This window comes from Pseudoalteromonas sp. SG41-2, assembly GCF_014164535.1.
GTDB lineage: Bacteria > Pseudomonadota > Gammaproteobacteria > Enterobacterales > Alteromonadaceae > Pseudoalteromonas > Pseudoalteromonas rhizosphaerae.
In genome coordinates, this window is record NZ_JACJFK010000025.1 from 14,395 (window position 1) to 26,934 (window position 12,540).

The 12,540-nt window shown below is 39.5% G+C and carries 14 protein-coding genes; 11 read left to right on the forward strand and 3 right to left on the reverse strand.

From position 1 onward, the window contains the following. The 6 genes from H5186_RS17550 to H5186_RS17575 are packed head-to-tail and all read left to right on the forward strand — an operon-like array spanning position 1 to position 4,381. Positions 1-648, forward strand: a complete 648-nt coding sequence (locus H5186_RS17550; protein ID WP_182785294.1) for a hypothetical protein — start codon at positions 1-3, stop codon at positions 646-648. Between the two features lies 1 nt (position 649). After that, positions 650-1,309, forward strand: coding sequence for a response regulator transcription factor (locus H5186_RS17555; protein ID WP_182719149.1), 660 nt, complete (start codon positions 650-652; stop codon positions 1,307-1,309). Beyond that, positions 1,309-2,613: an ATP-binding protein gene (locus tag H5186_RS17560; protein ID WP_182719150.1), complete on the forward strand. Its 1,305-nt coding sequence runs from the start codon at positions 1,309-1,311 to the stop codon at positions 2,611-2,613. Before H5186_RS17555 ends, H5186_RS17560 begins: the two co-directional genes overlap by 1 nt. A gap of 13 nt (positions 2,614-2,626) precedes the next feature. Beyond that, positions 2,627-2,953, forward strand: a complete 327-nt coding sequence (locus H5186_RS17565; RefSeq protein ID WP_246175520.1) for a cupredoxin domain-containing protein — start codon at positions 2,627-2,629, stop codon at positions 2,951-2,953. Further along, positions 2,940-3,680, forward strand: a complete 741-nt coding sequence (locus H5186_RS17570; protein ID WP_182719151.1) for an iron transporter — start codon at positions 2,940-2,942, stop codon at positions 3,678-3,680. Before H5186_RS17565 ends, H5186_RS17570 begins: the two co-directional genes overlap by 14 nt. A 38-nt stretch (positions 3,681-3,718) precedes the next feature. Continuing rightward, on the forward strand, positions 3,719-4,381 hold the full coding sequence (locus tag H5186_RS17575; protein WP_246175522.1) for a hypothetical protein: 663 nt from the start codon (positions 3,719-3,721) through the stop codon (positions 4,379-4,381). Positions 4,382-4,428: 47 nt separating this feature from the next. Here the strand turns inward: H5186_RS17575 and sbcB are convergent, their stop codons facing one another. Beyond that, positions 4,429-5,874: an exodeoxyribonuclease I gene (gene sbcB / locus H5186_RS17580; RefSeq protein ID WP_182757574.1), complete on the reverse strand. Its 1,446-nt coding sequence runs from the start codon at positions 5,872-5,874 to the stop codon at positions 4,429-4,431. Positions 5,875-6,815: 941 nt separating this feature from the next. Here sbcB and H5186_RS17585 point away from each other — a divergent pair. The 3 genes from H5186_RS17585 to H5186_RS17595 all read left to right on the forward strand — a co-directional run bounded on the left by H5186_RS17585 (position 6,816) and on the right by H5186_RS17595 (position 9,169). Beyond that, the gene (locus tag H5186_RS17585; protein ID WP_182718909.1) at positions 6,816-7,223 is read left to right on the forward strand and encodes a hypothetical protein; all 408 of its coding nucleotides are present in this window, start codon (positions 6,816-6,818) and stop codon (positions 7,221-7,223) included. 265 nt (positions 7,224-7,488) lie between these two features. Beyond that, positions 7,489-7,827 carry a methanolan biosynthesis protein EpsI gene (locus tag H5186_RS17590; protein ID WP_145233034.1) on the forward strand — a complete coding sequence of 113 codons (339 nt, stop codon included), beginning with the start codon at positions 7,489-7,491 and terminating at the stop codon, positions 7,825-7,827. Continuing rightward, entirely contained in the window at positions 7,820-9,169 is a 1,350-nt protein-coding gene (locus H5186_RS17595; RefSeq protein ID WP_149980966.1) for an SPFH domain-containing protein, read from the forward strand. Before H5186_RS17590 ends, H5186_RS17595 begins: the two co-directional genes overlap by 8 nt. Before the next feature lie 92 nt (positions 9,170-9,261). Here H5186_RS17595 and H5186_RS17600 read toward each other — a convergent pair whose 3' ends face one another. Continuing rightward, complete coding sequence (locus tag H5186_RS17600; protein ID WP_182718880.1) at positions 9,262-9,507, reverse strand: hypothetical protein; 246 nt, start codon at positions 9,505-9,507, stop codon at positions 9,262-9,264. Positions 9,508-9,679: 172 nt separating this feature from the next. Next, positions 9,680-10,603, reverse strand: coding sequence for a DMT family transporter (locus H5186_RS17605; RefSeq protein ID WP_182739213.1), 924 nt, complete (start codon positions 10,601-10,603; stop codon positions 9,680-9,682). A gap of 91 nt (positions 10,604-10,694) precedes the next feature. On the opposite strand from H5186_RS17605, the gene H5186_RS17610 reads away from it, so the two are divergent. Together H5186_RS17610 and H5186_RS17615 are read left to right on the forward strand one after the other, a co-directional pair. Further along, a complete protein-coding gene (locus tag H5186_RS17610) occupies positions 10,695-11,588 on the forward strand; it encodes a LysR family transcriptional regulator (RefSeq protein ID WP_182768022.1) in 894 nt (297 codons plus the stop codon). Positions 11,589-11,703: 115 nt separating this feature from the next. Beyond that, a complete protein-coding gene (locus H5186_RS17615; protein WP_182794736.1) occupies positions 11,704-12,531 on the forward strand; it encodes a phytanoyl-CoA dioxygenase family protein in 828 nt (275 codons plus the stop codon). Positions 12,532-12,540: the final 9 nt, after the last annotated feature.

The following is a 12,540-nucleotide window of genomic DNA, read 5'->3' on the forward strand; positions in this document are numbered from 1 at the left end:
ATGACTAAACTACTTTATACTAGCTGCTTGTTAACTGGGATATTTTTAACCAGCGCAGCGCATGCCGATCTTGCTAGCGAATTAACTCAGGTGCAAACAAGTTGGGCAACTGTGAATTATGAATTAGTAGATAAAGCGCAGCTCAATGCATTTGAAGAGTTATCAGAGCAGGCCGTTGGGTTTGCAAAGACCTATGATGATCAGGCACAAAGCCATATTTGGTATGGTATTGTGCTATCAAGTTATGCTGGGGCAAAAGGCGGCTTAGGTGCGTTAGGGTTAGCAAAAGATGCTAAAGCACAGTTAGAGCAAGCCATAGAAATTGATGCCAATGCGTTATCAGGCTCTGCTTACACCAGTTTAGCGACCCTTTACAGTAAAGTACCGGGTTGGCCAATTGGATTTGGTGATGATGACAAAGCGAGTAAATTATTTAACCAAGCGCTTGCTATTAATCCAAACGGTATCGATAGTAATTACTTATACGCGGCATTTTTGTATGACGAAAGAGAATACAAAAAGGCAAAAACACATTTACTTGCCGCTCAACAGGCACCGGCACGCCCTGATAGGCCAAAAGCGGATTTATACCGCCAGCAAGAGATCACCCAGTTATTGGTAAAAGTAGATAAGAAACTAAAGAGATAATATGCATTTACTACTGGTTGAAGATGATAAGTTAGTGGCTGAAGGATTATGTCGTTCACTTCGCCAACAAGGTTACAGTGTCGAGCACTGTGCTAGTATAAAATCAGCCATGCAATGGCTCGAAAATGACGAGATCGAATTACTTGTGCTTGATTTAGGACTACCTGATGGCGATGGCATTGATGTATTAAAACACGTCAAAAAGCATCGCCCTAACTTACCAGTAGTAATCTTAACGGCACGCGGTAGTATTGACGACAAAGTACAAGGGCTAGATTTAGGTGCTGATGATTATTTAGCTAAGCCATTCGATCCTGCTGAATTATTTGCCCGTTTAAGAGTCGCTAGTCGGCGCGTAACTCATGCGCAATCAAGTACTATTAATGTAGCAAATGTAGAAATGGATACCTCCGCTTTTACAGTCACACTTGATCAGCAACCGGTAAACCTGCCGCGTAAAGAGTTTATGTTACTAAAAGCACTTTTTGAAAATCAAGGGCGCGTATTGTCCAAACAACAATTAGAAAGCAAACTATATGAGTGGGGCGAAGAAGTAGGTTCAAATACTATTGAGGTGCATATTCATCATCTACGTAAAAAGCTCCCTAAAGATCTAATTAAAACCTTACGTGGCATAGGTTATGTGGTAGGTAAACGTTAGTGTCAATTAAACGCAGATTAACGCTGATTATTTTATCAACGGTGATCCTGACTTGCTTTTTGGCATTCAGCAAAGGCTACCGCGAAAGTATGAGCCAGGCCGAGCTGCTACTTGATAACGAATTGCAAACCATTGCTCATGTACTGATCGAGCAACCTATACACAGCGACAAGCCAGTGTTAAGAAGTGATCTAACTCGATTACTGTTTCAAATTTGGCAAGATAACAATTTGCTTAGCGCGTCTAAATCATTAGCTGAACTGGCGCAAAAACCAAGCCTGAATGGATTTAGTGTTGAAAACTTAGCCGGACAGCGGATGCGAGTATTCAGATTAACCATGCAGACAAAACAAGTGCTGGTGGCAGAGCCGCTGAGTAAACGCTATGCCCTTAGCGAGACCATGATTTTGTCAGCAATGACACCTTTGCTTTGGAGTGTGCCACTGCTTGCGGTGTTGATCAGTCTATTTGTCAAACAAGGATTAAGGCCCTTAACACGCCTTTCAACATTATTAAAAACGCGACAAGCCAATGACTTTACTGCCATTAATTGGCAAGTGAGCGAATACGAAATTAAACCGGTGATCTCACGGTTAAATGATCTGTTTAAACGTGTAGAAAGTGCCTACTTAAGAGAACGCTTTTTTGCCTCAGATGCTGCCCACGAATTACGCACCCCGTTGAGTAGTTTAAAAATAAATGTTCATAATCTACGCGCACAAGGTGACGGTTGCTTGGAACTTGATGCAATGGCGCAAGGTATCGATAAACTTAGTAATATTGTTGAGCAAATGTTGATTTTGGGACGCACCTATCCAGAGCAATGGCAGGCACAATTTAGCCCAATTTCAGTGCTAGAGGTCAGTCAACAAGTGGTTGCACAGCTATACGAACGACTTGATGCAAAACAACATATGATCAGTATTGAAGGCGATGATTATGTTATTAATGGTGACCAATTTACCTTGGCAACCTTATTTAGTAATTTATTAAGTAACGCCATAAAATATACGCCCAGTGGTGGCAATATAGTGATCCGCTTAAATAATCAACAAGGTGAGTATGGTTGGCAGATTGATGACTCAGGTCCTGGCATTGATGATGCCCATAAAGCACGAATTTTTAACCGTTTTTACCGTGTTGGAGGTGATAAACACCCCTCTGGAGAGCAAGGTGCCGGATTAGGTATGGCGATAGTTGAACATATAGTAACAATTTATGATGCAAGTATTTCTTTAGCCGACAGTGAATTAGGCGGCTTACAAGTACGAGTAGAATTTATGCAAGGAGCAGAGAGTGAATAACTGGTTAGGGTTTATCAGCCTGCTGCTATTTAGCGTATTACCGTTTTCGTGTTTTGCTAAAGAATATAAATTAATTTTAAAAGATCACCTTTTTTATCCAGCGGAGATCATTGTTCCGGCCAATACTAAACTAAAACTTTTAATTGAAAATCAAGATAGTACGCCAGAAGAGTTTGACAGCTTTGATTTAAATCGAGAGAAAGTGCTGTATCCAAATCGTAGTAGTGTGATTTATATCGGGCCACTGAGCCCTGGGCGTTATGAGTTTTTTGGTGAGTTTTCACCTAACACAGCCCGTGGTGCAGTATTAGTAGAAGGAAAGACTGATGCTGATAACTAGTTTATTGATGAGTATAAATCAGCTGTTACCAGTCGTGATTTTACTCGTGCTGTTACAGTCATTGCTAAAGCTAAACCAGCGTGTGCTGATAGTGACCGCTTTTGTTGGGCTGCTTTGTAGTATTATTTATGTACAAAGTGCCGCTTGGTTGAGCCAGTTATTTGATCATCGCGGCCTTGAGTTTAGTCAAATGCTATTGTGTGTCATTGTGTATGTTGCATCACTAATAAGTTGTAAACAGCAGCGTTTATTCGCATTGCTTGCAATAGTTGCGGTTATGGCGCTGTATTTGAGTCACTATTTTATTTATCTGGTTGGTTTTTGGCATAACACCGACACATCAAAACCTTTGCTTATAGGGACATCTTTGGGAATAGGGATCTGTGGTAGTTTTGGTGTGTTGCTATTATTTTTACTGCATAGTGTTAGAGCACGATTTGGTGTGTATCCACTGATGTTGTTTTTGGCTTTTAATGCCTCGGCAAAATTACTGATAGTATTAGATCTGGCCAGCCAAATTGACTTGATCAATATTACGTCCAACTACTTTGATTGGCGTGCAGTGCTAGTCGAAAACTCAGAGTTAGGCCGTGTACTCAAAGCCTTAGTCGGCTATGAAGCAACGCCAAGCAAAACTGCATTATGGCTTTATCTAGTGGCGGTTTTAGCCTTTATTGGCACCAGCATAGTATTTACTCGGCAATTTTCTCAAAAGGAGCCATCATGAGATTTATTCTCGCGTGGTGTTTAACTTCGCTTTTGTTCATGGCATCGTTTAATGTGCGAGCCGATGGAATAGTCGTAGATAAAGTTTACCACCCTTACGTATTACCATTTGAGCGCGAATTTGAATGGCGTTTGATCTCTCATCAAACAGATAAGGGCAATATTTTAGCCCAACGAATTGGCTTAGGTGGCTCGTTCAACGACACCATGAGTTTGGAAGGTTATGCAGTTGGAGAACGCGATGACGACGGTAACTTTGGTTTCTCAGCCTACGAACTAGAACTGCGTTGGCAGTTGGTTGAGCAAGGGCGGCTATGGGCTGATTGGGGCGCCTTATTTGAACTTGAAAAGCAAGAAGGCAAAGATAGTTATGAAGCCACAACTGGCTTTTTATGGGAAAAAGAATTTGGTCGGACTAGCCTCACCATGAATGCATTTTTAGTCTACGAGTGGGGCGGTGATATTAAAAACGAATGGGAAACTGAGTTTCGCGCGCAGTATCGCTATCGTTTTCGCTCTGAGTTTCAGCCTGCATTAGAGCTATACGCCGGAGAAGACTTCTTTGGTATTGGCCCTGGTTTTATTGGGCTGCATCGATTTTCAGCGAAGCGACAACTAAAGTGGGAAGCAGGATTTGTGACCGAGCTGAGCCAACAAGGTAAAGATCACAGTTTTCGCCTTGCCCTAGAGTTTGAATTTTAAAGCAAAAAGCCGCGAAAACTCTGCTCGCGGCTTTAAATCTCTGCAAACTACATACTTTGCGCGTAGTTATAAAGCGCTTTTAGAATAGTTAGATTTTTTTCATTATCGTCATGTTCATGGGCAAGATTTTCTAGCGTAACCATAAAATCTTGTGCGCTGATCGATGGTTGATCTTCACCATGCATTAATTTGTTTTGGCAATATTGACGCCACTGATCAAGTTCATCTTGATTAAGTGATTGCGGCCAGTTACGGGCACGGTATTTAAACAATAAGTTATCAAACTTTTTATCTTCAAAATCCAACTTCATACCCGCTAATTGCTCAGGGCTGGCATCACGGATAATGGCAAATTTAGCTTTATCAGCATGACTGGTGAAGCCGTCGTATAACATGTAATCAGTATTGGTGGTTTTACCGTAATCGGGCTTATCGTTAAATACTTCAGTGACTTTATCGCGAAGACTTGGGTTGGCTTTTAAAATCGCAAGATTTTTTAAACACTGCTCGCGGTCAATGCCTAAACGGGCGGCGTTTTCAGGTAATAAAGTTTTAGCAGGCGCTAAAATAGGGCATTTATTTAAATGTACCAATTTTAAACCAACAGGCAGTTCATCATCGGCAAGCTCACTGCGCTTGGTATAAAGGCGGGTGCGCAACTCTTCAATTGATAAATCGAGTAATACCTTTGGATCTTCGGTTAAGTTAAAACACACTACTGCATTTTTATTAGTCGGATGAAAGCTCATTGGCGCAATCCAACTGGTACAGCCTTGGGTAGCAGGAATACGTGATGAAGTATGCACCAGCGGCGTCATATTAAATACATCAACTAACTCAGCTAAGGCTTTTTTACCGCGCAAACTAAAAAAGAAGTTATACAGTTTTGGCTGTTTTTCTTTTATTAGTTTAGCCAAAGCAATCGTCGCGGTTACATCAGATAACGCATCATGCGCCGCAGCGTGTTCAATACCATTGGCAACCGTTAAATGCTCCAACTTAAAGCTTGGGCTGCCATCTTCTTTTAACGGCCATTCAATACCTTCAGGGCGCAGCGCATAACAAGCACGCACTAAATCTATAATATCCCAGCGGCTGTTATTGTTTTTGTATTCGCGTTCGTAAGGGTCGTAAAAGTTACGGTAAAAGCTATAACGGCTTACTTCATCATCAAAACGAATGCTGTTATAACCGGCCACGCAGGTATTCGGCACACTAAACTCAGCATGAATTTTGGCAATAAAGTCAGCCTCAACTAAACCTTTTTGCATCGCCACTTGCGGAGTAATACCGGTGATCAAACATGCCTCAGGGTGCGGTAAATAATCAGCCACAGGTTTGCAATATTCAATCAACGGCTCACCAATAATGTTTAAATCAAGATCAGTACGAACACCCGCAAACTGGCTCGGCTTATCCTTTTGCGGACTCGCCCCCCAGGTCTCATAATCGTGCCAATAAATAGTTGCTTGATTTTGCTCTTGATAAGCCATTTAAAAACCCTTTAAGTTAGCTTGAAGCGGTTGCAATACCGCCAAGTTACTAAATTCATGAATTATTTAGATTATGGCATACAGGCGAGGGAGTTTATAGGTTTGGATGATGAAATGATGGTAATCATACTATTCTCGGGTAGCTTGTCTTAAGTGTTGCGAAACCTAATTAATCATTAAAAGAAAAGCCTGCTTAAAAACTCATAACTATGAATACATTCAATTGTAGGTTGAGTTTTAGCCCGAAAAAATTTTACTGCGAGCTACAAGAGCATTATCGTAGGCGTTAAGCTTGCTGGCGTATTTTTTGGTCGAGAAAACAAGGGCGAGTATCAGCGTTAAAGCTTTTATAAATCAGTGCTCTAAATTAAAAGCAATATTTAAATTGTTGTTGAGCTTTTTGGCCCTATAAGTAGGAGTGTGCTTTAGCCACGAATGTTTTTTACCTTTTTATCATGTTCTATACTTTAAAGCTTTCCTATTGCTCAGATGGAATTCATCATCAATTGCTTATTTTCAGATTGTTACGACTAGAAAGAGCTTAAAAGCATGTTTGCAGCTAATTTATATAATTGGGACTCGGCAATCAGAGGCTCGTTTAGCCAAGTTGAGGATTTCAACTTTGAAAATAACAAGAGAATTATTATTTTTATAATTAAGTTGCTGAAACTAAATATAAAGTCCACAACTTATCTTATATTCAATACTAATAGCGATTACGTACAAGTCCAGTAATATTTCATTGTCAGGCGTATATGAACAATTTAATGCCGTTAATAAATAGAATATCAGTTCGTTTATTAGACTAAAGTCTATAAGTTAATTTTCTTCACCTGTCGGGTTTAGTTTTATCGTTTGTCGAAATTGAGCCAACACTCTAAAGTTCAGTTGTCGGCAACCCAGACGATATGACACGACTCAAACCAAATAGGAATATAATCATGAAACGTTCACTAATCAAAACCATCGCACTTGGCTCATTATTTACTTGCTCAGCGGCTGTTATGGCTGATCAAAGTGATTACAAATTAATGATTATTGATAATGCGGCAGCGTCTCAGCCAGTAGAACAATCATTTAATAACTGCGCATTAAATGTGAAATCAAAAAATTATGCACAAGCAGATGAAATTTGTACCAAAGCAATTGCATTGCTAAAGCAAAGTAATGGTCCACGTATGAAAGTTCGCGCGCTAACATCATTTGCTTTAAGCAACCGTGGCGTGTCCCGCATGTTGGCAAAAAATGATACGGCTGGTCTTTCTGATTTATACGAAGCCGCACAAATCGCGGATAGCGAAATGGTGTCTCATAACCTGACGCGCGCTAAAGAATACCTTTCTTTATAATTGTTTTTATAAACGATTAAAGACAAAACCACGTTAGGCTAAGCCAACGTGGTTTTTTGTTTTTTAAAGTGTTTCTCTTCTGAGCCAACCGTAAAACTCACTTATATGTTATTACTTATACAATTAGAGAAATTATATTTCTTCTTGGTATTTTAAAACCTGCATTTTGTTCCTGTTACCTTGTATAATACTCGGCTTAACAGGTGTAAACCATTTTTACACTTATTACCAACCCCCCAATATTAAAACAATATAAGTAGATTTTATGATTTTTTACCTTATTGGGATAACGATACTCATCATTATTTTGTGCGCTGCTTTGTATATAATTTACAGTAACATGCATAAAAATAGGATTAATAAATCTAAAGAATACAATGTGTTATTTGATAAAGACACGATTGTAGATGAGTTAATTACCCAGCTAACAGAAAAGAATAAAACCCAAGAAACCGAAAATGAAGTGCTTAAAAGCAAAGAAGATATTTTAACAACTTTCATCGAGTTGCATCGCTCTGGTAGTTTTTGCGGGCAACTAAGTGAGCAAGAAATTATTTACTTTGTTAAGAAAAAATTAGATATGGAGAGTAATAAAAATGGATAGTCAGCAAGCTGTAACCCCTCAAGGCAATAAAAGTTCTTTTATAAGTCGATTTGGTCGTCGTAATGTTATTTTAGTGAGTGCTATTTTTATAGTATTAGCTGTAATTGCTACGCTTATGTCGCAAGTTATTTCATGGAATGAAGCTGATGAACGTTTAGTTCATCAATCGGCATTTACGGGTAACTTAACTGTTATCGATCAGGCTGGACCTTATTTAAAAGCTTTTGGTTCTACATCTGCTTATAAAAAAGTTATTTCAATTAACTTTACTGGCGACAGTAGTGCTACAGCAAGCGCCATTGTGCCGCTAATTCCGATTCGATTTTTAGATACAACAACAGGCGGTGCAAGAGGGGTGTCGCGATTTAGGTTACCTGGTAATGTGCCTGCTGGTGAATCTGGTTCTTTACGTGGATTACTTAAGATCCATGAAGAGTTTGGTTCGCAAGAAACCTTGATCTCAAACTTATTAATGCGCGCTACCACTGAAAATGTAAAGGCATCTGCGCGGATGATGTCTGTAGAGCAGCATTATTCTGGTGGTAATGGTCAATTAAGCCAAGATTTTGCAGATCAACTTACTAATGGTATTTTTGTGACTGAACAAATTATTAGTAGCGGTGAACGTGATAAAACGGATGAGCTAAATAATTTGAGTAAACAGCAACGTGTCACGATCAATATCAAAAAGGATTCAGAAGGTAATGCATTACGTAATGCGCCTATTTTAGGTGCGTATGGTATTACAGTGGTTGACGCCAGTATTATTGATATTGACTACGAAAGTAAGGTTAATGCAAGACTTGAGGCACAAAAGCAAGCGGCTGCTGATGAAGCTTTAGCAAGACAGAATTTAAAAAAAGCTGAACAACAAGCCCGTACTGAAGTTGCTCTAGGTGAACAAGCGATTGCTAAACAGCGCGCAGAATCAGAAAAGTTAAAAATCAAAGAACAAATTGATGCTGAACGAGTAAAAGCGAATGCAATTATTTCTGCGCAGCAACGCGTAGCGGTGAAAGCTGAATTGGCTAAAGAGCAAGCAGAGATCTTAAAACAGCAGCGCTTAGAAGCGATGGGGATGGATGTACTTGCCGAAGCGCGTCAACGGGCTAAATCGGCAGCCCTTGATCCTAAGTATGTGTTTGATGAAACACTAAAAGCTGAAGTTAAAATTCAAACTGCTTTATTCACCAGTTTAGGTAATAGTCGTTTAGTGCCTGAAATTGTAATAGGTGCCGGGCAGGGCGAGCAAAGCAATGGCTCTGAGTTTATGCGCATACTTGCAGCGGATGCAGCATTGAGCTTACAAAAGCGTTTAGATAAAGATAAAAAAACAAAGTAGAACAGTCAATTGTATTTAATAGCCCTAGTCAACTAGGGCTTTTTTATGTGATTAGCCTTAGTGAACTATAGGCTAACGTATTGATTTAATATTTAAAACTTTGGACATAAAGCGTGATCAAAGCCTTTTTCAGTTAATAAAAAAGTCGCGCTTGGGGTAGCAAAAATATAGCCCTCGTAGTTAAGAAACGCAATTGTGCCTTTAACTGATTCGATTTGCTCTGCTGATGCACTTTCTATAATAGCTTTCGGATCTAAATTGACTGGTGTTGGAAACTGCTTATAAAGCTGCTTAAAAATTAAGGTGGCGATAGTTTTAAAGGTGTCGTTATTTTTCATTTTTTTTGCTCTTTGGTGTTTATGTGTGCTGCTAATGCATTATTGTAACTCTTTCTATTTAAAGAGTAACTGCCACACTTACTTGTTTATCCTAAAATAATACGCGGTTAAATAGCGATAGAGTTGTAGGTAACCCATCGCTATATATCATGAGCTGGTGCTGTATTACTTGTTATTTACAAGGTTCAGGAATGCGTTTTGGGGTAACAATTCGTGGCAGTAATAAGCCGATGATCACAACAATAATGCCAATTAATTGTAGTTCTGTAATTGGTTGGCCCATCAAAAATGCTGTTAACATGGCAAATACCGGAACGAAGTTAAAAAATAACGACGCATTCGCTGAGCCAAGTTGGCGTATGCCATTCAGCCACAGAAGATAGCCGGCAACAGTTCCAAATAAGCCAATATAAATAACATCGAAAATACCTACCATTGAGCTATTACTGAGTTCGCTAAGCGGGTGTACATTGGCGGTCACTAAACACATTAAGCCAATGATTGTTGCACCACTTAGCATACTAACAAAAGTATAAGGCAATACAGGCATGTACTGATTGATACCTTGGCTAAAGTAAGTGTATGAACTCCAAGCTAACATACCTAAAAAGATCATTTTGTCGCCGGCATTGATTTGCATATTCAAAAGCACGGCTAAGTCGCCATTGGTGATAACTAATAATACACCTGATAGGCTAACGATTAAGCTAAAACATTGTGCTGCAGTAGGCATTGAGCGCTTTGCAACTGAGCTTATTAATGAGGTTGAAAGTGGGCTCAGCGCCATTATTAACGAGCCGTTTGCGGCACTGGTATGTTCCAGCCCGGTAAATAAACCTAGGTTTAAGCCACCTACGCCAACAGCACTAACAATAATCACCCAAGCCCATTGGTTGAACGTTAAACTCGGTTTTGCACTGTTAATTATTTTTAAGTAGATAGCCAAGCAGGTTGCGGCAATACTAAAGCGCCAAAATACTAAAGTCAGTGCGTGTACTTGATTTAATGCATGTTTACCAATAGGAAAACAACTTCCCCAAAAAAATGCACATAATAACAAGAGTAAAATAGCCTTTGTGTTGGCTGAGAAGTTCATCAGCAATCCAGAGATGTTGAAAAGTTGCGGCAAGTGTATTACTTTCCATAATGTGGATAAACAAGCAAAAATAAGAGGGTAGATTCCAAAAATGAAATATAGATATTCACTAGACGATTTACGCTATTTTTGTATTGTTGCCCATTTAAAAAGTTTTAAAGATGCTGCACTGGCTTTATCAGTGCCTTTATCAACATTGAGCCGTCGTATTCGACAACTTGAAGATGATTTACAGCTTAGATTGTTAAACCGTGATGCTCATCGCGTATCGCTGACCCATATGGGGGAGCTGTATTACCAACGTTCGAGTGCATTGTTTGCTGAGTTAGATGGCATTAATGATGATCTTCATATCGAGAAGAATCAACCGAAAGGTAAGATCATAATCAGTGCACCTATTAATGCCGGCTCGCAATTTTTAAGGGATATTTTTTATGATTTTTTACTGCAATATCCTGAGATCCAACTAGATATTAGGCTCTCGAATACTTTAATTGATATTGAAGCGCAAGCAATGGATGTGGTGTTTAGGGTGGGTAATACGGTGGTTGATAATTGGATTGCGAGGCCACTAAAAGATATTCACTTTATTTTGTGCAGTAATTCGCAGACGGTGGCCGACAGTGTTAAGCATCCTACTGATTTATGTGCAAAAAGCGCTGTGATTTGCCAGCCGATGTCTATTTGGCAATTAGTAAATAAACAAAATGACGACGTTTATGATTTTCAACCCAATAAGGGCATTCGTTTAGAGCTTGATGAAATTCAAATGCTCACACACGCGGTTAAAAAAGGCTTAGGGGTTGGTTATATTCCTGACTATTATGCATTACCAATGATAGCTCAAGGTGAGCTTCAGCATGTTTTGCCTGATTGGCAAAGCAAGGCACGAACTTTATTTATGTTATATCGGGATCGAGACCATTTACCATTGCGCGTCAGATTATTCATCGAATATGTGCTAGCTAGATTTGAGCAAGGTTAGTATGCTTTTTTATTACTTTTCTGAACTGTTGGGCAAGTGAAATACAGCCTGTTTAGTTATTAATAGCGCCGGACTACAAATTTAAGTACCTGTATATTAAAAGGAGATATTAAATATGCAAACCAATTTAGTGGTTGAACGGTTTAAGCAGCAGGGTTTTGTAAAAATTAAACAAGTACTTAAACCAAGTGTAATCACAAAACTGCAGCACTTTTGTGATGAGCTGGTTGCTCAAGCACAGTCACACTATGTAGCCGGTTTACCATTTGATAATATTGCTGTTATGCAAACTGCAGATGAGCCTTTTGTGTATCGCGTTAATGAGCTTTTTCAATTTCAGCCACAATTTGCTCATCTGCTAGCGCAAACCGAACTAATGAGTTACGTTGAAGCGATTATCGGCGAAGCTGTTTTACCTAGCTATGAGTCACTTGTGATAAAAAATTCATTAGATGCACGCGGATTTGATTGGCACCGCGATATGGCGGTGAGAACTCAAGAGCCTATTTTTACCGTTGGGGTATATTTAGATGAGGCTATAGCGCAGCAAGGGGCGTTAACAGTGATCCCGCAGTCTCATTGTAGCCAAGCAAGTGTGTGTGATTTAAAGCGCCAGCTATCTATTGCACAATTACAAAGTGTGGATATTACGGCCAATGCAGGTGATGTGGTAATTCACCATGTAAACACGGTTCATGCATCAGGAAGACAGAAAGGTTCAGCTATACGTAGAACGATCTATTTTGAGTTCAGAGCAGTATCACATTTTATTGATAATCCCTGCTTTCCTAGTGAGTGGATCGAAAAGCGGCAAGCGTTAATGGCTAACCTCAACGCGCTTAATTCAGCTGATATGGCTAATAATGTGCAGCTACCCAATGATTTGTATGTAATTCAAGTACAAATAGAGCCGGCGGAATATTGTATTGAGTTTGCCAGTTAACAGTATCAA

Coding starts and splice junctions, on each gene's coding strand:
- H5186_RS17600 (WP_182718880.1), bottom strand. CDS start 9,507: ATGAAAAATAACGACACCTTTAAAACTATCGCCACCTTAATTTTTAAG.
- H5186_RS17595 (WP_149980966.1), top strand. CDS start 7,820: ATGGATAGTCAGCAAGCTGTAACCCCTCAAGGCAATAAAAGTTCTTTT.
- H5186_RS17605 (WP_182739213.1), bottom strand. CDS start 10,603: ATGAACTTCTCAGCCAACACAAAGGCTATTTTACTCTTGTTATTATGT.
- H5186_RS17575 (WP_246175522.1), top strand. CDS start 3,719: ATGGCATCGTTTAATGTGCGAGCCGATGGAATAGTCGTAGATAAAGTT.
- H5186_RS17590 (WP_145233034.1), top strand. CDS start 7,489: ATGATTTTTTACCTTATTGGGATAACGATACTCATCATTATTTTGTGC.
- H5186_RS17570 (WP_182719151.1), top strand. CDS start 2,940: ATGCTGATAACTAGTTTATTGATGAGTATAAATCAGCTGTTACCAGTC.
- H5186_RS17610 (WP_182768022.1), top strand. CDS start 10,695: ATGAAATATAGATATTCACTAGACGATTTACGCTATTTTTGTATTGTT.
- H5186_RS17550 (WP_182785294.1), top strand. CDS start 1: ATGACTAAACTACTTTATACTAGCTGCTTGTTAACTGGGATATTTTTA.
- H5186_RS17615 (WP_182794736.1), top strand. CDS start 11,704: ATGCAAACCAATTTAGTGGTTGAACGGTTTAAGCAGCAGGGTTTTGTA.
- H5186_RS17555 (WP_182719149.1), top strand. CDS start 650: ATGCATTTACTACTGGTTGAAGATGATAAGTTAGTGGCTGAAGGATTA.
- sbcB (WP_182757574.1), bottom strand. CDS start 5,874: ATGGCTTATCAAGAGCAAAATCAAGCAACTATTTATTGGCACGATTAT.
- H5186_RS17585 (WP_182718909.1), top strand. CDS start 6,816: ATGAAACGTTCACTAATCAAAACCATCGCACTTGGCTCATTATTTACT.